The organism is Cyanobium sp. Cruz-8D1 (assembly GCF_024345975.1).
Classification (GTDB): domain Bacteria; phylum Cyanobacteriota; class Cyanobacteriia; order PCC-6307; family Cyanobiaceae; genus Cyanobium.
Map to the genome: position 1 here is coordinate 1 of NZ_JAGQCD010000029.1, position 23,400 is coordinate 23,400.

Sequence of the window (23,400 nt, forward strand, 5' to 3'; positions counted from 1 at the left end):
CCTTGACCTTGGGATGTTTGTGCGTTGCATAGTTATCGACAATCAAATGCAGGTCAAGCTCAGTAGGCACTGATTTCTCAATCTCTCGAAGAAAGGCGAGGAATTCTTGATGCCGATGGCGAGGCTTACACTGAGTGATTACCTCGCCAGTTGCCACATCAAGAGCAGCAAATAAGGTGGTCGTACCGTGTCGAATATAGTCGTGCGTGACTCCCTCCACGTATCCCAGGCCCATCGGCAGCACTGGCTGAGTGCGATCAAGAGCCTGCACCTGGGTTTTCTCGTCCACGCACAGCACCACAGCTTTGTCGGGGGGATTCAGGTAGAGGCCGACGATATCCCTGACCTTCTCGACAAAGAAAGGATCAGTCGAGATCTTGAAGTTCTTCTGCCGATGGGGCTGGAGGGCAAATATCTTCAGCCAGCGGTGGACTGTGCTCTTTGAGATTCCTGTCTCAGCTGCAAGCGAGCGTGCACTCCAGTGAGTACTGCCATCGCTGGGTTTTGTTTGCAGTGCACGATTGATGACTTCGGCTACCTTGTCGTCCTCATAGGTACGAGGGCGGCCGGGACGAAGTTCATCGTGAAGGCCTTCGATGCCGAACTCTCGATAGCGCTTTCTCCACTTCCCGACCGTCATCCCCGTCAGACCCATCCGCTTGGCGATGGCGGTGTTGGATTCACCGGCGCCACATGCAAGCACGATCTGTGCTCGCTGCACGATTGAGCGTGAATTAGCGATATTCTGCAGCTGACGAAGCTCTTCCTCGGAAAGCTTCAAGGGCGGCATCGGTCTTCCGATAGGCATTGAGTCGCACAGCTCGATTATGCCTCATATTATAGCAACTAATTGCGGGACGGCGCACTAGGAGCCTGTTGCACATAGCCAGATCTGAAGCCAATCCTTGGACTGGGTCCCCCTTGAGCGACGTGGCGTCTCAGATTGTTCTCGCCAAGCTCCATCCTCGTTTTGGCGACGCTTCGGATAATCCTTTGCCCCACAAGCAATCTGAACATCCTGGAACGACGACGGCGGACAGCTGGCTATCTCAGGCCAATACCGCTTTGCACTGTCGTATCTGCGGAATTGCCGAACAATCTGGTCTTTTGATCTACGTGCAACAGGCTCCTAGTGTGCCGTCCCGGAGATTTGCGCACATAGCCTGCTGAGCTTTTCCAGGATCGAGTCAGCCGTTGCCGTCCACGCGAACGGTGCCATGTTCTTGTTGTAGTTCGCCACGAAGTGCTCGATCTTGGCAATCAATTCCTTGACGCTTGAGAAGCTGCCCCTCCTGATCGCCCGCTGCGTGATCAGGGCGAACCAGCGCTCTACTTGGTTGAGCCAGGATGAATAAGTGGGTGTGTAGTGGATATGAAACAGGGGGCGCTGGGATTGGCCACGGCACCCATCAGCGGCAGGAAGCTGGACTTTGCGCTTGACGCCATCGCTCAGGACTTCCAGCGTTCGCCGGGCCAGATCGAGAAGCTCTATGCCCCCCTGCGTCAACAGGTGCTGGAGGCAGGGGACGAGGTCAGCCTCGTGGAGACCCTGGAGGCCCATGCCAGCGCCACCGCGGTGGATGTGCTGGAGCTGGTGCCCCCGGCGCTTGCCGCAGGGTTCCAGGTTGTGCGCTCGACCATGGAGTACGACCCGGAGATCCTGCTGGCCGTGCTGCTCGCCGGTATGAGCGGGGCCCTGCCGCTGGACTCTGAGATCGAGCTCAATGCCATGGAGCAGTTTCAACAACCCCTCTCCCTCTGGCTGGCGCTGCTGATGCCCAGCGGGGAGATCAAGAGCCCCCTGATCAAGCGCCTGATCAGTGCTCCCTGGCAGCGGACGGTGCAGCCGATGCTGGAGGAGGGGTACAGAAGGAAGCTGGCGGAGTGGCAGTTTCAGCAGGCGGATGCCAAGAGCAATCAGGTGCCGTTCACCGACAAGGAGCCGTGGCGTGAGCTATATGGCCACGGTCCAGGGCAACGGCAACCTGCTGGTGGGCAAGGCCTATACGGCCATGCTGGATCTCAGGCCCGGCGATGAGTTTGAAATCAAGCTCGGCCGCAAGCAGATCCGCCTGGTGCCAGCAGGCGGCAGCGACGAGGAGGAGTGAGTGGCAACCTGCGCTGGTGGTTCTCGCGCCGAGTGTCGTTGAGGCAATTAGACCAGTGATAGTGGATTCCGCCAGGATCCGCTCCTCATGCCTGAGCCTTATGGGAGGCCTCGGTTGACTGAGGGCTCCAGTCGTAGTCGAATGGCGTGCTGCGTGTCGATGTGGCTTCAGTACCAATGGATAGCGCTTTCATAGCGGCGATCGCTGGCCGTCTGCTCCAGTCCTGTTGCGGGTGATGGGCATCGCGTTTCACCAAATGTCCCAACAGTGATCCCTGGGTAATCACCGGTGTCTCGGCTTGTTGCTGGTGCTCCAAAAGGACTCTCTCCAGCGGGTGGGAATGGAGCTGGCCGCCAGCGCGTTGCGACCCCTAGACCTAGCCGACAAGTCGATGGTGATCAGCCCGCTGTAGATGAGTGGGCCAGCCACCTACTAGGACCAGCGCTGAGCCTCATGCGCAATCGGCTGTGGATCAGGGTTTCTAGGATGTGGAGATGGGGACACCAGTGGATCTCCGGATGATCCTTAGGACTGGCTGATCGTGAAGGAATGCTCGCAGTGCCAAGGCGCTTCGAGCTTGTTGGGATTGACGACCCAGCATGACGCGATGCGATTGACAGGGCCGGTACCGCCGGCCTGCACGATCCTCACTTGGCAGGTGTGCGTCTGGTTGCCGGCGGGCACAATGAATTCGTTCTTATTGCCTGAGGTGGTGTATGGGCAACTGCCTGCCACGGCCTGGAAGTCTGTGGCGTTGGATAGTGTCCACCACACTCTCTCGCCGCCCGTGCGCGCCGGAGTCGACAATTTAAAATTGATGCTGACTACGCTACCCACGTTTCGTGGCGAGGAGAAAGTAATGCCGGTGACTGATGGTGGACCCTTGAACTGGCCGGTGACGGTACCCCAGGCGGGTGGACATCCAAATGTTGTAACAGCCTCGTCGCATAGCACGAATTTCAGCGTGGGAGCACTCTGCAGAGTGGGGTAAGTGGCGCGAAAGCGCACCTCGGTAGGGGTGTTGGAAAGCCGGGTGATCGTCGGTCGGGGTGGCCACGTGTCGTTGTGGACCTGCAGTCGCGCGTTGCCCATATTGTTTCCGGTGACAGTGAACTCGGCTTGCGTAAAGAAGTCGGAAGGCGCTTGGAAACTGCTGCCTGTGATCTGGCCGGGGTTGATGACATTGACGCGCATTGGCCAGGTTGCGATCACGCTGCCGCCAACACGTTGCTGGATCGTTACCGTTTTCTCCCCTCGGGTACCCGTGGCCGTGGCCCTGATCTTCACTTCGACCTTGTTCGGCGAAGCCTTCCAGCCGGTGAGGCTGCTTACGATACTGCCGCTGTCGTCGATTACATGCGTAGCCGCCGCGATGCCGGCCCCTTGCACGCGCACCAGCAGCGTTTGGCCCTTGGCAACGAAACAGCGCGTGCCCTCGCAGTGCGTCCGAGTGCCGCCGGCGCTGCGGTTCTCGGTGCCGGTGACGTTGAGCACCGTTTGGGCCTGAACTGCGGCAGGTATGACCATGGCCAGAAGCCAGGTGCCGCAGATGGCGAACGGGCGGACGTGACGGACGATGGCGTGCATGAGGTGATCCAGGTATGGGACTGTCTTGATTCAGGCAGTGGGTGATGGCTCTCGTGACATCCGCCAGTTTGAGTGGCATGAAAGAGAGTGGATTGCTAGGTCACTCTTTTCACGCTCATATGCAATAGCAAACGGTAATACCGACTCTAGATACTGCACTCGATTGCGCGATGTTCTTCAAAGAACTTTGCGAACAGCAATAACACTAAGATCTCCCCAGTCAAGAACCGGTTCATGGTTCTGCTGTTGAATGACTGCTGGGCCATGCTCTCCTAGGTCCAGTGTGTGAGTTGCAGTTTGTACCTACTCACAATTGCCCAGTCACCACTCCATCGCCGAATGGGGACTGAAATCCGGCCTACTGAGCTTTTGGTGCCTTCCACCTGGGTGTGAATGATCACCACGGTGTCCTCAAACGACCAGCTGGGCAGGGCAAGCAGCTTGCCGGGGCGATCTACAGATGCCAGCGGTAGTCCTCAGCGAGGGCCTGGTGGGTCCGGGCGAGGTCAGCCATGGGACAGGGGAACACGACTAAGCCCGGTGACGAGGCCGCCGGGCTCAGAAGGATTCTGATTGGTGGGGCGGAGTGGCTGACGCTGGCGCCTGGGGCCAGGGTTCCAGTGGGTCTCCCGTTGGGTCCGGGCCGCTGGCTGGAGCACAAGCGGAATTGGTGGCCTACCTGCGCAAGGGCAAGCCCTGGTGAGGGGGCCGGTGCTGACCGGCCCCTGATGGCCTCAGGCCGCAGCCAGTGGCTCTGTTGCCATCGCGGCCTGGACCCGCTCGATCTCTGCCTCAACGGCGGCCTCCAACGCTGCATCGATTTCTTGGATGCGGGCCAGGAACTGCTCCATCGCGGGGATCAGCTCTTCCTCCAGCAGGGTGATCTCCTCTTCTCCGTAGGGGTGATCGATCCAGAGGCGGCGGATCGGCTTGCCCCGGTGGCTGCACAGCAGCCGGGTAAGCGCCAGGTGGCAGGAGTGGACGAGGGCGACGGGATCCTCGCGGGAGAGGGAATCGAGCCAGAGGGACATGGTGCCTGGCGCCGGTGCGCAGCGATGGGACGCCAGCAGCACCGCCGGATCAGGCAAGGGGCGCGGAAGCGCCTTGCGCAGCCCTTGCCCCGGCGGATGATGCGCGATCCCACCGCCAGCCCCCAAGGGGCAAGCCCCAAAGGGGCAGGCCACACGGGCCTGAGCTCCCCGAACTGCTCCCCGAATTTGGCCTGGTGCTCCCTGAATTTGAGCGCACTGCTCCCCGAGTTTGACCCCGACCCGGGTCTTTGGGGCCGGCCGGAGCCGACCCCGTTGGCCTCGGCCCCACTGGGCCTCAGGCCAGCTCGGCCTTGAGGGCGGCCAGGCCCCTCTGCCGGTGCCGCTGCACCGACATGGGGCTCATGCCCAGCTCCTGCCCGATCCGGCGGATGCTCTGGCCCTCCAGCACCGAGAGCCGGATGATCGCCGCCTGGCCAGCCGGGAGCCGATCCAGCAGGGCTTCCACGCTGGCGCCTTCCGGCGGCTGCTCCTGCTCGGGCGCTTCCAGCTGATCGATCCAGATGGCGCCGCTGGGCAGGGGGGCATGCAGGCTTTGGTGGCTCCAGGGGTGGCCGCCTTTCTCGTGCTGGCGCCGCGGGACGCGGACCAGGCGGCCGACATCACGCAGGTGATGGAGCAGGGCACCCTTGATGCAGCGCTTGAGATAGCCGGGGGCAGAGGCTGGATCGGTGACTTGGCGGCAGGAGAGCCAGAGCTGCATTTGGGCCACCTGCCGGGCATCATCGAGCTCGAGCACGCGGCTGCCGGCCGCCAGGCTGCGGGCAATGGAATCAGCGAGGGGCAGGAACTGCTGGAAGAGGGCATCGGCCTGGGATGGGGTGCGGGCCATGGCCTGATCGCGTAGGACGCGCGACCCCAGGCCTCGACGCAGGAAGAGGCCAAGCAGCAGGCCAGCCGCCACCCGATCGGGCCAACGCCCTTCGTTCCTGGCAACAGGGAGCAGGCGCATCGCCTGCCCTTCCTGCCGCCCCGCTGATGGCTCCTGCTCCTGCGAGCAACACTGCGCCGATCCTTGCCCTGGTCGGTGCCGAGATCCTGGCCTTGGGCGCCTTCGTTGCCGTCTGCGAGGTCCGCACGTCTGATGTTCAGCTGTGCGAGCACCGCTGGGCGCTGGCCTTGCCCGCCATAGCCCTGGCCGGCCAGTCGGCAGCGACGTACTTCATGGACAGCCGTGCTGGCAGCCCTGGCCATGGCGGGGTGACAGGGCCGCCACTGCCACTGCCGCCGCCATCGCCGCTGCCATCGGCGCCGCCGCGGCGGAACCGCCGCGGGCAGTTCACCCGGCCACACCCGCAGGGAGCTGATGCGCTGGTGGAGTGATCTTGTGGCCTGCCGCAATTCAGGCTGCTGTTGGCTTTCGCCAGGGTCCTTGTCAGCGGCCGTTTTGGTTCAACGCCGCCCCACCCAGCAAGGCGATCAACAGTTTCAAGGTGGCGTCAAATCGTGCGGTCACCTGATCGAGCACGCCTGGGCAGACCTCGACAAGCTGTTGGCGCCTGGTGTAGGCCACATTGCCGCAGATGACTGTCGCCACGGCGTAGATGGAGAGCTGGGTGATGATCACGACCGCCAGCAATTTGAAAATAAACCGCTCACGATCGAAGGGTGGTTTTGGATGACCGCCACGACCCCATTTCCGACCTCCGCTTGGGTCGTTGTCTGCCATGGCTCATGAGAACAGCCAGGCCCAGCCCGATGACGGGCCTTCCGGCAGCCAGCGAGGGTTGGTGTTCTTGAACGAGTAGTGCAGACCTCTGCCGGACCCGCCGCCTTGCTTGAGCCAGGTGCCGCGGGTCAGATCGAGATCGCCGTAGGGGTCATGCACCAGCCAGCCGCTTTGGTCGTAGCCCCGCACCGCGACGTAATGTCCGCCGCCGCTGGGTGCTGAGACCGGCCCCCTGTGCAGGATGCCGATCGCCAGGCCATAGCCCTTGTCGATCTCGGCCTTGGCCCGCGAGGCGGTGCAGTTGGTAATGAAACGCCCCGGTGCTTGCAGCGCCGCCAGTGCCTTGATCTGAGCCGCCTGGCTGGTGGTATCGCCATAACGCTCCACCACCCGCAGGTAGTCGAGATCGTCGTCGATGCCGGGAACCTTCAAGAAGGCGAGGTTCATGGCGATGCTGGAGCTCTGGCAATGGCGCCAGCCCTGGGGACCGTTGTTGAGCTGATCAAAGAACGGCATGGCCAGCGGATTGCCCCGCGCCGGTGGCGGCGGCGCTGCTGGCTTCTCGCTGAACTTGCGTGCCCAGGCGGCCTGCTCATCGAGGATGTCGCCGCTGCCTTCCAGTTCGGCGATCGAGCGATAGAGCCCCCAGATGCCAGACACCTGCTGAGGTTCACCCTTGAAGGCCTCCCAACGGTCCTGGAACCGCTCCGGGGTCATCGGCGTGGCCATGGCACGGGCTGCTGACGTGCCCTCTGTTGCCACCGGCATCAGAAAGCCCGGCCGCAGCCGGGCTGGAGCTGCGCTCAATAGGGCAGCAGGGCCAGCAGCTCTGGATCGAGAGCCGGCTCCGGCAGCGCCGCTTGGCGCTCAAAGAGGATTTGCTCGGCCAGCTCTGCGAGCCGTGGCAGCGGCACCCAGGCCGAGTGGCAGATGGTGCTGATGCGATCGAAGGATTCGGAGCTGTGGCGCTCCAGGGCAGCGCGCCGGAACTTGGAAGCCATGGGGAGCTGGAGAAGGACCCCAAAGCCGGGCGGGGTGGGGTCAAGGGGCGGCGAAGCCGCCTTGCGTCAGCCCTTGAGGCCACCCCGCACCATGACGGGGCCTGACCAGCCGCCAACCCTTTCGGTCGCTGGCAATAGGTGGGTGACGTTGCTGGGTACACCCGGAGCAAGCATGGGCCTCTCCCTGATCGAGGCTGCCAAACACGAGACGCGGGTGGAGCGCCTGGCCGTGATCAAGACCTTCACCGAGGGTCAACTGATCAGCCGCCTCCCCTTCCGCAACCTGCTTGGTGGTGCTCTCAAATTCGCCGTCGAGAAGAAAATGCCCCGCGTCGGCTTCCGCGCCGTCAACGAGGGCTACCGGCGGGATTACGGCGCCGTGGAGAACGACACCGAGTTCGTGCACCTGTTCGGTGGCGATCTCGATGTAGACCGCTCGATCGTGGACCTCAATGGCCCCGAGGCCAGGGCTTCCCAGACCGAGCAGAAGGTGCGCTCGATGCGCCTCACCCTTGAGGCAGCTGTGATCAATGGCGATGCCGCCTTTGACCCGCGCGCCTTCAACGGCCTCAGCAAGCGGCTCACCCCCGGCGGCCTCCAGACCGTCGACAACACTTCCGGCAGCGTCAAGCTCACCCGGCTGGAGGCCCTGGTGGACTCCGTCAATGCCTACGGCAGCGAGAAGGTGCTGCTCACCAGCAAGGCGGGTCGGCGCCAGATCAGCGCCGCCTGCCGCGCCGCTGGTGGTGATCTCTATCAGGTGATCGACGGCCGCCACTGGTTTGAGGACACCGAGATCCTCTGCCTGGAGGAGGACGCCAACGGCAACGAGGTGCTCGGTTTCGGGGAAGCGGGCGGCACCACTTCGATCTACTGCTGCGCCTTTGGCGACGAGCAGATGACCGGCCTGCAGGGTCCGTTTGAGGGCCGTTACGGCATCTCGGTGCGGGACTTCGGGGAAGTGCAGGACGCCCCGGTGTTCCGCACCCGCGTCGATTGGTACGTGGGCTTTGCAGTCTGCGATCAGAAGGCGATCGGGCGGCTGTACAACATCGGCCCCGCTCTGACCTGAGGCCCAGAAGGCCACACCGCTCGATCTGATTCCCCTGAGGACATGACCATGACCGCTTCCGGCAACAAGCTCATCGATGCCGCCACCACGCTGGTGGGCTGGATCAACCACAGCGCCACCGACCCGTTCGAGCGCACCCGGGCGAGTGCTGAGATCGTGCGCCTGAGCGTTCCGCTCGACACCACCGACAACTTCACCCTGCTGTTCTCCCACCCCGGTGCCGCCGCAGCGGTGACGGCGGTGCTGGAGGTGGCGCCCTTGCTCAAGGACGGCACCACCGGCACCTGGCTGACGGCCACCACCGTGGCGATCCCCGCCGCTGGCGGTCAGATCGAGGCGACGATCAGCGGCGGCTCGCTGGTGCCTGCTGCAGGTGATCTGGCCAACGTGGTCGATCCCTGCTTCTTCTTTGCGCGGGCAACCCTGACGCCATCGACGCCAGCGGGTGCCCACCTCAGCCTCATCCACGCCTGAGCCGATGAGCGACCCCATGGAGAGCTCGCTGGAACGGCCGAGCGAGCCCGGTACCCCCGGGCTGCCGCCCCAACCCCTGGGCGAGGGACTGGATCCGACGGCGCCGGGCGCACCGGAGGGAATGGTGCGCCTCATCCTTGGCGCCGAGACGACGTTCTGTTTCCCCTGTCACATCGATGGCTGGCAGGCCCTGGGCTGGCAGGTCCACCAGCCCGGCCTCTCGCCAGCGGAAAATCCGCCCCTGCTGCCTCCGCCTGCTCCTGGTACGGCGGTGATCGAACAAATCCACGACGGCCCCCACACGATCGGCTCGGCGGCGCCCGGCCAGCGGGTGGTGATTTTCGGCACGGACTTCGAGCGCGGCAGCACCGTGCTGGTGAAGGCTCCGCTGGCGGTGGTGATCAACGGGCTGGAGGTGAACAGCGCCACGATGATCAGCTTCCAGCTGGAAACCGAGGCCGTTCCGGAGCCCTGTGACTGCTCGATCGCCGCAACCAACAGCAGTGGCACCGGCCCCTGGTTCACCTTTCCGCTTGGCCCTGAACCGGAGCGGACTGCCGATGCGGACGACCAGCCTCTGGTGATGCCTGGCGAGCCAGAGCCTGCAGCGGATCGGCCTGATTACGCCGCGATGACCAAGGCGCAGATCATCGCCGAGGTGGAACGCCGCTACGGCGTGGCGCTGGATCCGGGCATGACCAAGGTGGAGCTGGTGGCCGAGGCCGAGCGGCTGGCCTCCGGTGGCCTGACTGCCGTGGCGGAACCTGGCTCCCAGGACGAGCTCCCGGCCCTGCCGCTGGATCTGCTGCGCTGATCCCGCCGCACCCCCATGCCGTACCCACTCCCCACGGGCTTTGATGACACCAATGGGCGGGTGCGGATCCTGCCGCCGGTGGGCTGCCCGGGCAACGAGGAATGGGTGCTGGTCCATGAAGCACCGCGCTGGCTGGAGCTGAGCTTCCGGCTGGGACCGGTGCCGGCCCTGCCGCTGGAGCTGTTCTGGATGCCGGCGCCGAGCCGCTGGAATGATCCGCTCGGTGCAGCGCCGATCGAGCTGGCGGTGAACCCGCTGGGGCTGCCGGCCCAGGACTTCCAGGTGGACTGGGGTGATGGCAGCACTGAAACCGTGCCGTGGACGCCGTACCGGCCGGATGTGCCCAGGGTGCGGCACGTCTACGGGCAGCGGCTGGACCTGACGGTGACGGTGACGATGGGGGTGAACATCGCCACGTTGCCGGTGGCGCTGCTGGGCTGCCCCCTGCCGCCCCACATGATCCCGACCTCCCCGGCTGGCGGTGCCGGCGGTGTGGCCGGAAGCCTCGCCGGAGTGGAGCCGCTGGTGCCGGGCGACGGCCTCGATGGGCTCGCCTACAACGGCAGCCGCGCCGAGCTGTGGCGGCTGCGGCTGCATCCCCAGGGCGGCCTGGCGCTGCTGCCCTCGCCGGTGGATGGCAAGCCTTCGCTGGTGGTGATGAACGGCTCCGGCGCCGCCAGCCGCGGCACCCGCTGGTATGCGGGGGACGGGCCACCGCCTAGCGAGGGCCTGAACCCGCCGCCAGCGCCGGGGGATCTGTATCTGGATCGCCTCAGCGGCAGCATCTATGAGCTGGAGGCCTGATGGGCTGGACCCCCACCGGCGAAACACTCCTGGGACCTCCTGGCCCGTCAGCCTTGCTGCCTCAGACGCTGCGGCTGTCGTCTCCCAGCGGCAGCCTCAAAGTGCCGATCCTCCGGGCCGCCAACAACCTGATCTTGAGCCGCGTCGACGTGCTGTTGGCAGGGACCAGCCCTGCGATCCTCTGCTCACTGCGCATTGGCCCTGATCTCAGTGCCTCCGGCACCGAGGTGCTGAGTGGAGGCATCGCCGCCAGCAACACCACCACCGGCCAGACCGTGACGAGCTTCGATGTGGACACGCTGCCGGCCGAGTCCTGGCTCTGGCTCGAGACCAGTGCGGCCAGCGGCAGCATCGATGCGCTCTTCCTGGCGGTCTACCTCGAGCCGGGCGCGGCCTGAGGCGTGGCAATAGAAGGCAGGACTCCTTTGCGCCCGCCTGATGACCTGGCAGAACACCGGTTCCCTCCGCGGCCCAGCTGGCCCCGCTGGCCCCCCTGGCCAGACCGGTGCGGCCGGCGGCGCCGGGCCCGCAGGCCCGCCAGGACCCGCCGGGATGGGCATCGACTTCAAGGGCAGCGTTCCAACCTTTGCCGCCCTGCCCAGCACAGGGCTGGCGGAAGGCCACGCCTACATCGTCGCCGATGAGGACGACAAGCTCGTCGTCTGGGACGCGGACACCAACAGCTGGGTGGATGGCGGCTCGATCCAAGGCCCGCCCGGTCCAGCTGGAGCACCCGGCGATCCCGGACCCCGCGGCAGCGGCTGGTTCGTCGGCAGCGGCGCGCCCGGCGCCATCCCCGGCGCCCTGGTGGGTGATCTCTATCTCGATCTGATCAGTGGTGAGGTGCACCAGCTGCAGCCACCTCCAGCCGGCTTCTCCATCGGCGACCTGCCGGCGATCGGCGCTGCCTTCCAGGGCGGCTTCTATGGCGGGCTGATCTCGCAGGCCGCCAACGGCATCGCCAGCCATGCGCTGATCATTGCTCCCAAGAGCGCTGGCGAGAACAACCTTGCCTGCAAGACGGCCAACACCGCCAGCGCCGGGACGGGGAGCAGCTTCGACGGGTTCGCCAACAGCGAGGCGGCCAAGGACGCCGCCCACCCGGCCAACCAGTGGGCCCGGGCACTGACGATCGGCGGCTACGACGACTGGTACATCCCGGCCCTGCTCGAGCTGGAGATCCTCTACCGCCGCTTCAAGCCCGACAACAGTGAGGGCAGCACGCCGGGTTTCGGGGCAAACGCCTACGCCGTTCCACCCACCAGCGCCGACTACTCAGGCGTGATTCCTCCCCAGACCAGCGTCACCGCCTTCCAGGCCGGAGGAGCGCAGGAGTTCTTTGCCGGCGGCATTGGCACCTCCACCCAGGACTCAGCCACTACCCACCAGGTGCAGGACTGGTATTACGGCAACTGGGATCCGCTCAGCAAGACCACCGCTCAGACGGTCCGGGCGATTCGAAAGATCGCCGTGGTGCCCTGAGCCATGCCCTGGGTCGCCAGACAGGAAGGTCCACGCCGAATCAGCCAGGGCCTGCTGCTGCCAATCGCCGCCGGCCCCCAGGTCACCTATCTCAGCTTCGATCGACTCGGCAGTGCCGGGCTGCTGCTGATCGTCAGCTGCGACATCCCGGCCTGGCTCAGCCTCTACGTCTCGGACGCCGCCACCCTCGCTGACGCCCATCGGCCCCAGAGCGTCGATCCGGATCCGGCAGCTGGCGTGGTGCTCGATGCGGTCTTCACAGAAGACAGCGCGGTGCTGCGCCTACCGCCGGGGGTGAGCTGGGCGAACCAGGACGATCCACACGTCCCTGTGCTGCATGGGCTGCTGCGCACCGACCAGCTCCAACCCATCGAGGCGATGGTGTCGATCAGCAGCCTGCTGCTGGCGCTCTGATGGCGGCGATCCTCTCCGACCTTTCCCGCCGCGGCGACCAGGGCTTCCCGATTCCGGATCTGTTCAGCGACGTGCAGGCCCTGCTCGCCAGCTGGCTGGTGGCGGCCAACGCCCAGAACCCCAGCCAGCTGCTCGAGGTGCTCACCGGCCCGGCGGGCGATGCTCAGCACCTGGGTTGGACCATCCGCGCCACCCTCGCCGCCACCAGTGGCGGCCAACCGGTGCAGCTGATCAGCCAGTGGGTCGCGACCCTGGCCGCCACCACCGTCACCTCGGCGGTGGGCCTGGCCGCCGGCCACAACCCGGCTGGTGGCCTTGGCGCCCACGGCCTGCTCAGCGGCGGCCAGCTCCACAGCCCTGCAGCGAGCCTCAATCCAGCTGAGCCCTTTCCTGCGCTGGCCTGGGTTGTGCGCAGCCTGGCTCCGGGCCAGGAGTACTTCGGCTTCTGCCTCTCGCTGCAGATGTTCTCCACCCGCCAGGCGGTGGTGCTGCTCATCGCCAAGGACGTCACTTCCGGCCTCTGGCACCTGCACAACACCACCATGAGCGGGGTGCAGGGCATGGTCGCCTGGAACCTTTCTGCCGCCAGGGAGATCTTTGCGACGGCCCTGTGGAGCGAGTTCTTCAACGGGCCGCCATTCGCCCTGCGCCACCCCGCAGCCTGGATGCTGGCGACCCCTCCGATCCTCCATGTCCTCCCCTTGCCGCCGGTGCGCCGCTGGGCTCCGGTGGTGTTACCGGCGGACTTCGGCACTTACACCCGCACCTTTGCGACCGGCGGCTACTTCAAAGGGGCCGACGGCAGCGAGTGGCTGCTGTTCGGACCCAGCCGAATGGCGGTTCGCCTCATCGACGCCCCATGACCCTGACGGCCTGCGCTCGCACCTGGGGGCCTGACACCTACAACTGGGCCAGCAGCGCCGCCACCGATGTCGGCATGCGGCTGCATGAGGCCTTCTCCGCGTTCGCCGCCGCAGTCAACGCCACGCCGGCCAACGCCGATCTGCAGCTCAGCGTGCTGCGCAACCACGCCAGTGCCACCGGCGCCACCAGCTACGGCTTTGCCTGGCGGCTCGGGCACCCGATCTCTCCCCTGGTGCTGAGCTTCCACAACGTCTCTTTGGCCCAGGGCTTCAGCTCCAGCACCGCCAGCGCCCTGCTGCGCCTGGGCTTGGCCAGCGCCTGGATCGATGACACCAGCAACGGCGGCTACGGCAGCTTCTCCGCGACCCTGCTGAGCGCCAACCGGGGCCTCTCCCACTACGGACCCAGCGGGACCCCAGCCGTGGCGGGGCTGGAGGGGACCCTGATCGTTGTCTTCGATGCCACCCCAGGGGCGGAGTTCTTCCTGGCCACCCTGCTGCGGCCGGGCGATGACAACTACAGCCTCAACCTCTCGATCCTGCTGTTCCGCAGCCCGGCGGTCAGCGGCTGGAGCCTCTGGTTCCACCGTGCCCGCGCCTACATCGGCATGTTCAGCTCCAACGATCGCTGGAGCTGGCGCGGCCAGTCCCCGGAGGTCGTCAGCTTCGTTTCAGGCGCCTCCGGCACCCAGCAGATCAACGCCCCCATCGCCTGGCAGGTCATCCCGCTGGCCACCGGTCCGGTGCAGTTCAACAGTGTCCAGCCCCGTCTTCTCCTGCCGCCCCTGCTCTGGACTGGCGACAACCAGCACACCGACCCCCGTCGCCTGGGTCGTTTCAGTGACCCCGCCGGTGGCGGCACCTTCTACCAGCTCGGCGCCGCTGGTGGCTCCGTCGATGACCTCTGGCTCCGTCTCCCCTCCAGCCCTCCGCCGTCTGTGTTGAGTGGCTGGGCTGCCATCGGTTCACTCAGCTGGCGCACCCTGAGCGATCGCTTCTCGGTGGTGGCCCAGCCGCCACTGTCCCCCTCCCTGGTCGGGCCAGCCAGCGTGCCGGATCTGATCGCGGACTGGAGTCCCAACGCCGCCGGCCTGGCCGGCGTGCAGCAGCACCCGCTCTATGCCCAGCAGCTGGCTGCTGCTGGTGGCTTGGGCGGCGGCGGATCGGGCAGGCCCGCCACCGGCGTGCTCTGGCCGCGGCGGGTGTAAGGCGTGCGGCCGGGCGCAATGGCACAGCCGCCGGACGCCGCTGCCCTCAAGGCTCACCCGCCGCCAGCGCCGTTCCTCTTCTGCCCGTCGCCCCTGCGGCCCGCCGCCGCACGGGCACCCGCTGCTTCTTGATCTCCCTGCTCCTGGGGTATGCCGCAAGGGCGGACTGGAGCCAGCGACGGTGCTCCTGCTGCAGCTCCAGCGGTGCTTCGATCCGCACCCCACCGCCGAGGGCATAGAGCCAGCGGCGCAGGTCCTGATCCCGCTCCAGGGTCCAGAGCGGCAAGTCGATCTCCACCGGATAGGGGTGGCTGGAGCGGCTGCACGGCAGCAGAGCCTCCAGCTCAACCAACGCACTGATCACCCCATCACCCGGCAGGGGGCGCGAGAGGCGCACCGCCGCCGCCGGGAAGCGCCGCACCTCCTCACGCAGCAAGGCAAAGGCGGTGGCATCACAGCTCAGGCGCAAGGTGCCCATCGCCTTGGCGCGTTGCTTCGAGGGGCCAAGGCAGACGGACTGCTGCGGCTGGAGACCATCGCCGAACTCAAGGCTGCCGCAGCAGTGCTGCAAGGTTTCGCCGCGCAGCAGCGCCGCCGCATGGGATGGCTGGCTGCGAACGCTGCCGGTTTCAATCCGCCGCAGGCCCAGCTGGTCGATCCGGCGGCAGGCCAGCAACCCCTCCGCCTGGCCGATGTGGTCGTGCTCAAACAGCAGGAACCAGGCGCTGGTGTGGAAGATCAACTGCAACGGCCACACCCGGATCTCCTCCAGCCCGGCATGGGAGGTGGCTATCGCGGTGAGCACCACCCGCTGGTGCTGCTGAATGGCTGAACGCAGCTGCTCGGCTTGCTCGGTGTTGAGCAGGGTGCCGCCCCTGCTTTGATCCCCGGCCAGCAGGGAGCGATTGAAAAACGTCCGCACCGGCGGGACGCTCTCGATGGAGATGCCGCTGCGTTGCAACCGCTTGCCCAGCTCCCGGGCGATCGCCTGCCCGCTTGGATCACCGAGCCGATCGGCATGGGCCTGCAGCAGCCCATGGATCTCCACCTGTAGCGGCACGGGCAGCAGCGAGGCCCCGAGGGCATAGCCGTGGCGGCCACTGCCTGCCGCATCACGAAAGCCATAGGGGGTGAGGATCGCGGTGATGCTCTGGTGCAACTGGCGGGGAGTCCAGCAGTGACGGCCGCCGCTGAGGGTCTTGAGCCGAGCGGCGAGGTGATGGTCGACCGCTACCCCCTCCTGCTGATCAAAGGGGTGATGAAGGATGTGGCGCAGCAGGGTGAGAGCACGGCAAAAGGTCTCGCGATCGCCGAGCGCAGACCAGCCGCCCGCGCTGAGCGGTTGCGTCGCCGGCCAGGGCGGCGGCTCCACTGCCCGCATCGGCGCGGGTTTCCCCTGCTCGGAGTTGACGCGCCAGGCGGTGGTGAACCCCTGCTGCCGCAACCAATTCAGGTCGGCGGCGATCGCTCCGACATCCGCATAGCAGGGCCCATGGGTCCGGGCGAGCAGGGCCGCGGCCCGCTCGGCCAGGCCCGCAGATTCCTCGGGGGAGGTCTGGACGTTGGTCGCGGTCAGTTCCGGCTGGCGGCTGAGCAGCTGGATCAGGTGCAGCAGCCGCTCGCACTCCAGCAGGCGGGAATAGCCATGGGGAATCAGCCGGGCGTCCCGGTTGCGGGCGGCGCTGATCCGCCGCTCCAAGGTCCCCAGTACCGCTTGCAGGGGCTGATGGTGATGGGGCTCGACGCAGACCACCGCCGCGAAACCTTCCGAGCGGCTGGGCGAGAAGGCGGCCTCAGACAGCAACGAAATGTGGTTGTCGATCACCTGCTCCGGGACGCGGTGATCACGGCGCCGGTTCCATTGCTGGCAGAGCTCCCGCGGTGTGCACAGCCACCAGCCGATCCACTCCACCGGGACCGGCAGCTCCAGCTTCTGGGTGATGGCCAGCCGCCAGGCCCGGCGCGAGAAGGTGGCCTCGACAATCACCGGCGCACCTGAGCAAACAGCCTCCTGGATGCGTTGGTGCATCACCGAGGCGATGTCATCCCAGGGGCCAAAGACACCGCGATCACCAAAGATTTCGGCGCGAATGCCGCGGCTGCTGATGTAACTGGGCGGGGGCTCCTCAGGCTTGCTCAACAGCGTGGCCAGGTGGCGGGCGAGGCTGGACTTACCGCTGGCCGGCGGGCCGATCAGCAGGTGGCAGCGCAGCGGACGTTCAGGCGCAGCCGAGCTGCTGCGGCGTTGCTCGGCCGTCGTCGATGAGTTGGCTGACGTCATGGGTGTTGGAACAAAGGACACGTCCCCAGCTCCATTGGGCAGCAGGTGGCGGTGCGATTCCTGCTGCAACCATCACGATTCGGTAGCGCTGCTTGCCGTGTTGGTGGCGGTCAGTACCAAAGGCCCGCTGCGGCTGTGGGGGAAGGAACATTCCGTTACCCGCCGACCAGCGTGAGATCCGCTGCCTGCTCCGATTCCACCTCCTCTGCGCTCTGCCACCGAGCTGCGTGTGGCCACTGACCCGTTCCATCAGCACCTGCTTGATGGACTCGCCTCCCTGCGCTCACCACCGCAGCAGTGGCGGAGCTTGAGCCAGTGGTGTGAGTTGCTCCGTGCTGGCGAGCTGGAGGCGGTGCTGCTGGCGAGCGTCTGCCCGGCTCCGGTGGAGGGGATGGCCTGGTTGCGCCTGGGCCACTGGGGGTTGCTCCTCGCCTGCCGGTTGAACGGCACCGAGTCAGCCGCAGCACCACCACCCCGAACCTTCCGGTTCCTGGCACCGCCCGTGGCGGCCGCACCGGCGCTCCATCACGCCTTGGAGGAGCAGCAGCTGGCGGCCATCACCCCGCTCGATGCTGTTGCGGCCAGCGATTGGTTGGCGGTGTTGCAGCGGGGGGATGGGCTGCTGCCGCTGCCGCCGTCCCTACTGCAGACCAGCCCTTGGCGGCAGGCGGACCTGACGGCGGTGTGGCCGTGGGAGCCGCTCGTGGAGCACCTCTGGCTGTTGGTGTCTCAAGAGCTCGCCCGCAGGGAAGCCGTGCTGGCTGTGGTCGCTCGGCTGCGGGAGCGGATTGAGGCTGCTGAACACTGGCCATCAGCCCCACGATCGTGCCCACCGTGATGCATAGCCCATGGATACAGGGCTTGCTGCCCATCAGGGCTGGATCCTGGCTGGTGGGGGAAAACGCCATGGGCCAGGCGTAGGAACAAGCGGCGGATCCGCAGCCTCAGGTCAGGGCCGCCAACCGGCTGCCGTTCTTGATCCAGCTGGGTACGGTGCCGATAGAGGCGAGCGACGGAATGCTGCGTGAGCTGGTGCTGGCCATCGGGCTCCCTGTGGCCCTGCTGCTGCTGGCGGTGCTGGCGCTGGAGCAATGGGGCGATCGAATGCCGCCCTTGCTGCAACGCCTCTCCCAGCGGCCTTCCAGGCTGTGGAACATCGGCATCGGGCTGATCATCGGCCTGTCGCTGCTGCGCTGGTTGCTGCGGCGCTGAATTGTTTAGGGAATGAACAGTTCCTCGTAGCCGCCGCTTTCGATGGCGGCGACTGCGGCTTGGAGCTCGCCTGTGACCTGGCGAATCCGCGGCCAGCTGGTTGTTGTCAGCACCAGGATCGCGATGCTGCGCCCTCTCAGGTTCTGCTGATATCGCAGGTTGGTATCGGTGGTGATCAGAAGCTCGTAGCCCTCCTGCTCCGCCAGGCGAATCAGTTCGCCATTGGTGACGGTCGACCAACCCAGTTCATAAGCAGTGACCACCACATGGGCGGTCAGTGATCGGCGGAGGGGAACGGGAGTCCCTTGGTCGAACAAGATCCGCACTCAGGCCAGTGCGGCAGCAGCGGTGCTCCGAGCGGCGTGCTCCAGGACCAGCCGGGACTGCTCGAGGCTTACACCTGGGAACAGTTCGACGAATTCAGCCAAGGAGACGCCGTCTTCCAGATTTTCAAACAGAGCCGCTACCGGAATCCGGGTGCCGCGGAACACCCAGGCGCCGCTCAGGCGCTGAAGATCGCGTTCCACAGCACTGCAGCCTGCCCAGCCCAGATCGGTTTGCGTGGTCATGGCCCTCAGGGCGGCCGGACCCGTCAATGGTAGGCAGCTCACACGACCTCAACTGAGGGATCTATTGATCTCAGGCAACGGTCTGGTGTTGAACCAAATACGCCTCGATCCAGTCATGGTGCTGCTTCTGGTTGATGCGATCCGCGATCGAGCTGGCTACCTCCGGCACTTGGAAGCGCTTGCGGAACGCCTTGGTGAAGCCTTCCAGCTGGGGCTGGGGAAGGCGGCGGATGGTGGTGTGAATCCGCCGGATCGTGGCGCCATCAAGGGGCAGCAGGGCCGCGACCTCGGGGGGTGTGTCGACACCTTCCTCCACTGCAGCAGCGGAGGGCAAGCCCGCAGGCTGGTGGTTGGAAGCGTGGCCGTTGCCAGCTGGTGAGCGCCGCAATGAGCCGTTCCCTGCGGCGGCATTGGGTGTGATCCCGTTGGGAGAGTGGGGCGACATGTCTCCCCGAGGGGAGCGCTCGGTGATGTCGCCCCGTGCGGGGACCCCCGTGGCGCTTGAGGTGACCTGCCGCTGCTGCTTGTCATAGAGCGCCAGCCCGAACGGGTTCCCGAAGGTCATCAGGGCCCGTTTCATGGCGTCGGTCTCGGCTTCCTTGAGGGCGGATTCATGCGCCTGGCCCAGGTCAACATCGATGCCGTGGCCGGCACCGCTGCCTTCCCGCACGATCCCGGCGACGATCACCCTCACCCGGGCGGTGTAGGTGACGCCCCAGCCGTCACGTTGCGGTGGATCGGAGGGCTTGCTCGGCTCACGGCCGATGCGGCGTTCCGCCTGGGAGACGCACTGCAACGCGACCGTCTCGCGCTGCCAGCCGTCGAACCCAAAGATCCGGTTGGCCTCGGCGATTGCCACCCAGCCCTCGATGTAGCTGACCTTGCCTCGGCCCTGATCGCGCTGCTTGACGTTGGCTCGACTCAGGGGTGCCGCCAGGGCAGCGACCTGCTCGGCCGTGAGGGCGGACGCCTGAGCGACAGAGCGGTCGATGGTGGTTGTCGTGGTCATGGCATTAAGGGGCAGGGTGGGGACAAGCGATGGGTGTCAGCTGGCGGGGCTGCCGCCGGGCGGGGCCTCGATCAGCACCCAGCAGGGCGGATCGCTGCAGAAGATGTGATCGGCAGAAGGGCGCCGCCCTGGGCGACGGCCGATCGGCACCACCCAGCTGGCCAGGCGTGTGGACCAAATGTGGCCGCTGGGCCGGGGGCTGGTGGGGGTGGTTTTGGCGGTGGTGCTGCCGTAGCTGGAGAGATCCATGGCTCCTGGTGGTTGGTGGAGGTGATGGCCTGGGTGGTGATGGTGCTGACGCGATGCCCTGGGCCCGCCCCTGTAGCGGACCCCTATCGAGGGGGGCTCTGCCCCCCCTCAGGTGATGCGCCAGGTGCGGCGGGAGAGGAGCTGGGCGCCTGAGATCTGCTGACCGGCTTTGAGGGCTTCTTTGATGGCGGCCTTATCGGGCTGAGTTGTGGTTTTCACCGTCAGCCACTCGGGTGCGAGCGCAGCCTCGTCGTCGATTTCGACAGCAGAGGACTTGCGGCTGCTCAGCTCGTGATTGGGGAAGGAGAAGCGGGTGGCCTGCGGCTGCAGCCGGGTGAGCACCAGCACGAGGGAGTCCTCCAGGGCGTCAGCCCGGCCTGCATCGGAGCGGGAAAGATCCGTGAGGCGTTTGGCCTGCTGCTGGCGGTAGGAGGCCTGGCCGCGGAGGTGCTCGATCACCCAGCAGGTGGCATCGGCCTTGGCCGCCAGGGCTGCCTTGTTGCCCTCCTCTGCCATCAGGGCGGCCTCCAGCTCAGCGAGGGCCTGGCTGCGGCTGTCGTCGTCATCGCTCTGCAGCTGCTCGGCCAGTTGGCTGATGGCGGTGGTGAGCTCCTGGGCCTCGATGCCCAGCTGCCAGAGCGAGCCGGTGCGCTGGAGAGAGCAGGCCGGGCCGGCGGCTTTGGCAGCAGCCCCCGCTAGGGCCGTGGCTGGAACGGTGGGGATCGTGGTGAGAACGGGCATGACGGGGAGAGGGATAGGGGGGAATGCAACGGGCGCCGCAATGGCGGCCCTGGATTCAGGAGAGGGGGGTGGCAGCGGCCCAGGCACTGGCGGATTCGCTGACCTCCACCACAGAGATCGGCACCGGGGAGCGGGAGGCCAGGCGGCGGGCCTGGTGCACCAGCGATGCGGTGCCGGGCCCACCGGGGAAGGCCACCACCAGCACGGAGGTGGAGACCCCAGGGGAGGTGTGGGCCTCGGCCCGGGCCACGGCCAGCTCAAGCAGCTCCCGGTTGCGGATCGGCCCGGCGGCCCGGCCATGGCGCCGCCACTCGGCGGGCATGACCAGTGCCGACCAGCCCAGCTGATGCGCCGCGCGGGCAATGGCGGCATCGGCTCCGCGGGCTCCGCCGTGGAGCAGCAGGTGGACCAGCCGGCCGCCGCTGCGGGCCAGCAGCTCAGCGGCAATGCGTTGATGGGACCAGGCCAGATCACGGCCGCCGCCGGCCGCGATCACAAGGGAACGACCGGCGCCGATGACGGGCCTGGATGAAGTACAAACAGCCATGGAATCAGTTGCCGTAGGTGACAACTGATCGGGGCATCACGGCCACTCAGACTTATGCGGCGGTGATGGCGAGATCAGGGGATGACGTTGCCGCAGGCGATGGGCTCGGGGCCTTTGGCGCGCCCTCATTCTACCAGTACAAATGCACTTGAGGAACGTCAGAGCCGCTGCAAGCACTTGGATCCGAGGGGTTCGGGCTCATGCTCACAGGTCTTGATTGAGTGACAGCCAGCTGGCCATCTTTGCGGCCGGTCTGGGGCTCAGGCCTGATGGACAGCCGCGCAGCCGCGCGAGGTAACCCCTGGCCATCAGCGCCCCTGATCCATCACCTGCCGGCCGGATGAGCAGCGGCACCGCAGCCGCGGGAGAGCCACCCGGCAGCCGTGACCTGAGCGCACCCATCCCGGCGGCGGCGAGGGGAGATCAGATTCACGCGAGCGCAAGGGTCGGCGAAGCCGACTTGCCCTGCCCTTGCGCCGCGTGACACCCTGCATCCCCGCCGCCGGGTGGTCTCCGTCCTCCTGAGCCTCAGGCATCTTCTTCTTGAGCGATCAATTGCAAGAGATGCAAGAGAAAGTCTTTGGGTGCCTCAGGCAGATCAATCACCGGCTTCCGTGCCCAGCGACCACCCACGGGCACAGCTGGCCGGCCGAAAACCCTTGAACTGCCAGCAACAGGCGAGTTTCTCTTGCACTTTCTCTTGCAAGTCAAAAAAGAAGGGTTCCCGGTTTCGCCGAGAACCCTTGGGGTGACTAGTCGGGGCGACAGGATTCGAACCTGCGACCTAGTGCTCCCAAAACTCTTTTTTATGGGTCTGAGGGATCGACTGCCAGGACTGGAGTCTGGGCCAAAAAGCACTGCTGTCACTGCTGTTTACCGTGCAAGGGGATGGCAGCCCACGGCAGGCCGTGCCAAGCTGAGGGGATCGATTTGCTCACATATTTGCTCACATGGGGGGTTCTAGAGCCTCGGACGCCTGGGCTTCTGTGCTCCGCTCCGGCTTGCGCCTCTCCCTCAGCCAGCGAGGCACGAGCAGCGGCTGGCGCGTTTCCGATCTGCGGGGCCGTACGCGCCTCACGGTCGATACCGGCGGCGGTCGTCATCAGGTTCTGTTGCCCATCGAATGGGCCCATGACCAGGCCGATGCCATCCGACAGACGGTTCTGGCGATCCACGCTGCCCACAGCGACGGCCTTCCACTCGATCGGGCCATTGCTGCCGCACTGGCCGGCGATGAGCCGACAACTGATCCAGATGCGGGCCCGATCGAGTGGCCTGCTCTGGTCGAGCGATTCAAAGCCCGAAAGCTGAGCAGCGGCGCCATCAAGCCGCGGACCTGGGAGGCCGTGTATCAGCGCCGGATGGCAGAACTGCTGGCCATCCTCGGCAGCAAGACACCGCCCACCAATCCCCGGGAACTGCTGGAGGCCGTCACGGCGCGTTGGTCTGATCAGCCTGGCTCCCGTGGCCGGCAGATGCAGGTGCAGCAGACCGCGGCGCTGCTGCGATGGGGGGTCGATAACGGCGCTCTGGCTGTGGAATGGGCGCCACCTCTTGATCTCGACCCCTTTGTGGGCCGCAAGCGGGAGGGACGGTCGATCACCACCCCGATCGAGGTGAAGCACATCCTGGAGTTGGTGGAGGCCATTCCGGATGCCCGTTGGCGCCTCGCATTCCAGTTGCTGGCGGCCTATGGCCTCAGACCAGAGGAGCTGCAACACCTTCAGCTGCGCGGCGGCCGCCTGTGGTGCAACTACCGCAAGAACACCAGCCGAGGAGCGACAAAGCCGAGACCGCTGCGGCTGCTGCCCTGCGATGACTGGGCTGAGGCCTGGGACCTGTTGGAACAGTTCAAGGCCCAGCCACTACCGCCGATGCGGCCGGGCTACGGCGCCGAGGACCTGGGCCTATACATGCGCCGGCGGCGTCATTGGCAGGATCTGCGGCAGCAGTACGAGGCAGAAGGGGAGAAGCTGGTCCTCTATTCCGCCCGGCATGGCTACGCCCACCGCGCCCACCTGATCTGCGAACTGCCGCCGAAGGTGGCCGCTGCCGCCATGGGGCACAGCGTCGAAACGCACCTGGCTGCTTACAGCAAGTGGTGCGGTGACGACGTTGTTGATGACGCCTTCGAGCGGGCCGCGACACGCCTTGGTCGATGAACGTCCCGACTGCGATCCACGACGCCCAGAGGGACATACTGCCCGAGGCGCGAGCGATGACTCCCTTCCCCAGGCCAGGAAGCAA

General features: G+C 66.1%; 27 protein-coding genes and 3 pseudogenes. 15 read left to right on the top strand and 15 right to left on the bottom strand.

The genetic code is table 11. The annotated features are described in order from the left end of the window. Both KBZ33_RS15395 and KBZ33_RS15400 read right to left on the bottom strand, forming a co-directional pair. A partial coding sequence (locus tag KBZ33_RS15395; protein WP_255011832.1) for an IS630 family transposase occupies window positions 1-808 on the bottom strand: 808 nt, incomplete at its 3' end. Between the two features lie 321 nt (window positions 809-1,129). Continuing rightward, window positions 1,130-1,387: pseudogene (locus tag KBZ33_RS15400) on the bottom strand (transposase); the annotation flags it as partial. Between the two features lie 252 nt (window positions 1,388-1,639). On the opposite strand from KBZ33_RS15400, the pseudogene KBZ33_RS15405 reads away from it, so the two are divergent. Both KBZ33_RS15405 and KBZ33_RS15410 read left to right on the top strand, forming a co-directional pair. After that, window positions 1,640-1,906 (top strand): annotated as a pseudogene (locus KBZ33_RS15405) (DUF3987 domain-containing protein); the annotation flags it as partial. Between the two features lie 37 nt (window positions 1,907-1,943). Then, window positions 1,944-2,108 (top strand): annotated as a pseudogene (locus tag KBZ33_RS15410) (AbrB-like transcriptional regulator); the annotation flags it as partial. A gap of 525 nt (window positions 2,109-2,633) precedes the next feature. On the opposite strand, the gene KBZ33_RS15415 reads toward KBZ33_RS15410, so the two are convergent. From KBZ33_RS15415 to KBZ33_RS15425, 3 genes are all read right to left on the bottom strand, one after another. Beyond that, entirely contained in the window at window positions 2,634-3,695 is a 1,062-nt protein-coding gene (locus KBZ33_RS15415; RefSeq protein ID WP_254954233.1) for a hypothetical protein, read from the bottom strand. 734 nt (window positions 3,696-4,429) lie between these two features. Continuing rightward, a complete protein-coding gene (locus KBZ33_RS15420; RefSeq protein ID WP_254954232.1) occupies window positions 4,430-4,783 on the bottom strand; it encodes a hypothetical protein in 354 nt (117 codons plus the stop codon). A 238-nt stretch (window positions 4,784-5,021) separates the two neighbouring features. Then, window positions 5,022-5,576, bottom strand: a complete 555-nt coding sequence (locus KBZ33_RS15425) for a sigma-70 family RNA polymerase sigma factor (RefSeq protein ID WP_254954231.1) — start codon at window positions 5,574-5,576, stop codon at window positions 5,022-5,024. A gap of 146 nt (window positions 5,577-5,722) precedes the next feature. Between KBZ33_RS15425 and KBZ33_RS15430 the strand changes: the two genes are divergently transcribed. Beyond that, the gene (locus tag KBZ33_RS15430) at window positions 5,723-6,067 is read left to right on the top strand and encodes a hypothetical protein (RefSeq protein WP_254954230.1); all 345 of its coding nucleotides are present in this window, start codon (window positions 5,723-5,725) and stop codon (window positions 6,065-6,067) included. 52 nt (window positions 6,068-6,119) lie between these two features. On the opposite strand, the gene KBZ33_RS15435 is transcribed toward KBZ33_RS15430, so the two are convergent. Genes KBZ33_RS15435 through KBZ33_RS15445 form a run of 3 tightly spaced genes read right to left on the bottom strand, consistent with a single transcriptional unit; the run spans window position 6,120 to window position 7,414 of the window. Next, a complete protein-coding gene (locus KBZ33_RS15435) occupies window positions 6,120-6,413 on the bottom strand; it encodes a hypothetical protein (RefSeq protein ID WP_254954229.1) in 294 nt (97 codons plus the stop codon). Window positions 6,414-6,416: 3 nt separating this feature from the next. Next, the gene (locus KBZ33_RS15440; RefSeq protein WP_254954228.1) at window positions 6,417-7,220 is read right to left on the bottom strand and encodes a C39 family peptidase; all 804 of its coding nucleotides are present in this window, start codon (window positions 7,218-7,220) and stop codon (window positions 6,417-6,419) included. After that, window positions 7,217-7,414: a hypothetical protein gene (locus KBZ33_RS15445; protein ID WP_254954227.1), complete on the bottom strand. Its 198-nt coding sequence runs from the start codon at window positions 7,412-7,414 to the stop codon at window positions 7,217-7,219. The genes KBZ33_RS15440 and KBZ33_RS15445 overlap by 4 nt, the downstream gene beginning before the upstream one ends. Window positions 7,415-7,586: 172 nt before the next feature. Between KBZ33_RS15445 and KBZ33_RS15450 the strand changes: the two genes are divergently transcribed. From KBZ33_RS15450 to KBZ33_RS15490, 9 genes are read left to right on the top strand one after another with little or no spacing between them, the layout of a single operon-like run. Then, window positions 7,587-8,486 (top strand): major capsid protein, encoded by a 900-nt coding sequence (locus KBZ33_RS15450; RefSeq protein ID WP_254954226.1) that lies wholly within the window; start codon window positions 7,587-7,589, stop codon window positions 8,484-8,486. 42 nt (window positions 8,487-8,528) lie between these two features. Next, window positions 8,529-8,960 carry a hypothetical protein gene (locus KBZ33_RS15455; RefSeq protein ID WP_254954225.1) on the top strand — a complete coding sequence of 144 codons (432 nt, stop codon included), beginning with the start codon at window positions 8,529-8,531 and terminating at the stop codon, window positions 8,958-8,960. A gap of 4 nt (window positions 8,961-8,964) precedes the next feature. Further along, window positions 8,965-9,774: a hypothetical protein gene (locus KBZ33_RS15460; RefSeq protein ID WP_254954224.1), complete on the top strand. Its 810-nt coding sequence runs from the start codon at window positions 8,965-8,967 to the stop codon at window positions 9,772-9,774. Window positions 9,775-9,789: 15 nt separating this feature from the next. Beyond that, entirely contained in the window at window positions 9,790-10,578 is a 789-nt protein-coding gene (locus KBZ33_RS15465; protein ID WP_254954223.1) for a hypothetical protein, read from the top strand. A 53-nt stretch (window positions 10,579-10,631) separates the two neighbouring features. After that, on the top strand, window positions 10,632-10,976 hold the full coding sequence (locus KBZ33_RS15470) for a hypothetical protein (protein ID WP_254954222.1): 345 nt from the start codon (window positions 10,632-10,634) through the stop codon (window positions 10,974-10,976). A 40-nt stretch (window positions 10,977-11,016) separates the two neighbouring features. Next, window positions 11,017-12,060 carry a hypothetical protein gene (locus KBZ33_RS15475; RefSeq protein WP_254954221.1) on the top strand — a complete coding sequence of 348 codons (1,044 nt, stop codon included), beginning with the start codon at window positions 11,017-11,019 and terminating at the stop codon, window positions 12,058-12,060. A gap of 3 nt (window positions 12,061-12,063) precedes the next feature. Beyond that, complete coding sequence (locus tag KBZ33_RS15480; protein ID WP_254954220.1) at window positions 12,064-12,474, top strand: hypothetical protein; 411 nt, start codon at window positions 12,064-12,066, stop codon at window positions 12,472-12,474. Beyond that, window positions 12,474-13,337 (top strand): hypothetical protein, encoded by an 864-nt coding sequence (locus tag KBZ33_RS15485; protein WP_254954219.1) that lies wholly within the window; start codon window positions 12,474-12,476, stop codon window positions 13,335-13,337. Before KBZ33_RS15480 ends, KBZ33_RS15485 begins: the two co-directional genes overlap by 1 nt. Then, window positions 13,334-14,545, top strand: coding sequence for a hypothetical protein (locus KBZ33_RS15490; protein ID WP_254954218.1), 1,212 nt, complete (start codon window positions 13,334-13,336; stop codon window positions 14,543-14,545). The genes KBZ33_RS15485 and KBZ33_RS15490 overlap by 4 nt, the downstream gene beginning before the upstream one ends. Window positions 14,546-14,591: 46 nt before the next feature. Here KBZ33_RS15490 and KBZ33_RS15495 read toward each other — a convergent pair whose 3' ends face one another. Further along, window positions 14,592-16,826 (bottom strand): AAA family ATPase, encoded by a 2,235-nt coding sequence (locus KBZ33_RS15495; protein ID WP_254954217.1) that lies wholly within the window; start codon window positions 16,824-16,826, stop codon window positions 14,592-14,594. Between the two features lie 229 nt (window positions 16,827-17,055). Here KBZ33_RS15495 and KBZ33_RS15500 point away from each other — a divergent pair, with 229 nt between their 5' ends. Then, window positions 17,056-17,664, top strand: coding sequence for a hypothetical protein (locus KBZ33_RS15500; protein ID WP_254954216.1), 609 nt, complete (start codon window positions 17,056-17,058; stop codon window positions 17,662-17,664). Window positions 17,665-17,801: 137 nt separating this feature from the next. Continuing rightward, on the top strand, window positions 17,802-18,038 hold the full coding sequence (locus KBZ33_RS15505) for a hypothetical protein (protein WP_254954215.1): 237 nt from the start codon (window positions 17,802-17,804) through the stop codon (window positions 18,036-18,038). 5 nt (window positions 18,039-18,043) lie between these two features. Here KBZ33_RS15505 and KBZ33_RS15510 read toward each other — a convergent pair whose 3' ends face one another. The 6 genes from KBZ33_RS15510 to KBZ33_RS15535 all read right to left on the bottom strand — a co-directional run bounded on the left by KBZ33_RS15510 (window position 18,044) and on the right by KBZ33_RS15535 (window position 21,153). Continuing rightward, window positions 18,044-18,301: a hypothetical protein gene (locus KBZ33_RS15510; RefSeq protein WP_255011834.1), complete on the bottom strand. Its 258-nt coding sequence runs from the start codon at window positions 18,299-18,301 to the stop codon at window positions 18,044-18,046. 63 nt (window positions 18,302-18,364) lie between these two features. Further along, window positions 18,365-18,607, bottom strand: coding sequence for a DUF433 domain-containing protein (locus tag KBZ33_RS15515; protein WP_254954213.1), 243 nt, complete (start codon window positions 18,605-18,607; stop codon window positions 18,365-18,367). A gap of 70 nt (window positions 18,608-18,677) precedes the next feature. Next, the gene (locus KBZ33_RS15520) at window positions 18,678-19,616 is read right to left on the bottom strand and encodes an RAD52 family DNA repair protein (RefSeq protein ID WP_254954212.1); all 939 of its coding nucleotides are present in this window, start codon (window positions 19,614-19,616) and stop codon (window positions 18,678-18,680) included. A 36-nt stretch (window positions 19,617-19,652) separates the two neighbouring features. Then, window positions 19,653-19,865 carry a hypothetical protein gene (locus KBZ33_RS15525; RefSeq protein ID WP_254954211.1) on the bottom strand — a complete coding sequence of 71 codons (213 nt, stop codon included), beginning with the start codon at window positions 19,863-19,865 and terminating at the stop codon, window positions 19,653-19,655. Window positions 19,866-19,973: 108 nt separating this feature from the next. Next, window positions 19,974-20,606, bottom strand: a complete 633-nt coding sequence (locus KBZ33_RS15530) for a siphovirus Gp157 family protein (protein WP_254954210.1) — start codon at window positions 20,604-20,606, stop codon at window positions 19,974-19,976. A gap of 55 nt (window positions 20,607-20,661) precedes the next feature. Then, the gene (locus tag KBZ33_RS15535) at window positions 20,662-21,153 is read right to left on the bottom strand and encodes an SLOG family protein (protein WP_254954209.1); all 492 of its coding nucleotides are present in this window, start codon (window positions 21,151-21,153) and stop codon (window positions 20,662-20,664) included. 986 nt (window positions 21,154-22,139) lie between these two features. On the opposite strand from KBZ33_RS15535, the gene KBZ33_RS15540 reads away from it, so the two are divergent. Continuing rightward, window positions 22,140-23,315 (top strand): hypothetical protein, encoded by a 1,176-nt coding sequence (locus KBZ33_RS15540; RefSeq protein WP_255011836.1) that lies wholly within the window; start codon window positions 22,140-22,142, stop codon window positions 23,313-23,315. Window positions 23,316-23,400: the final 85 nt, after the last annotated feature.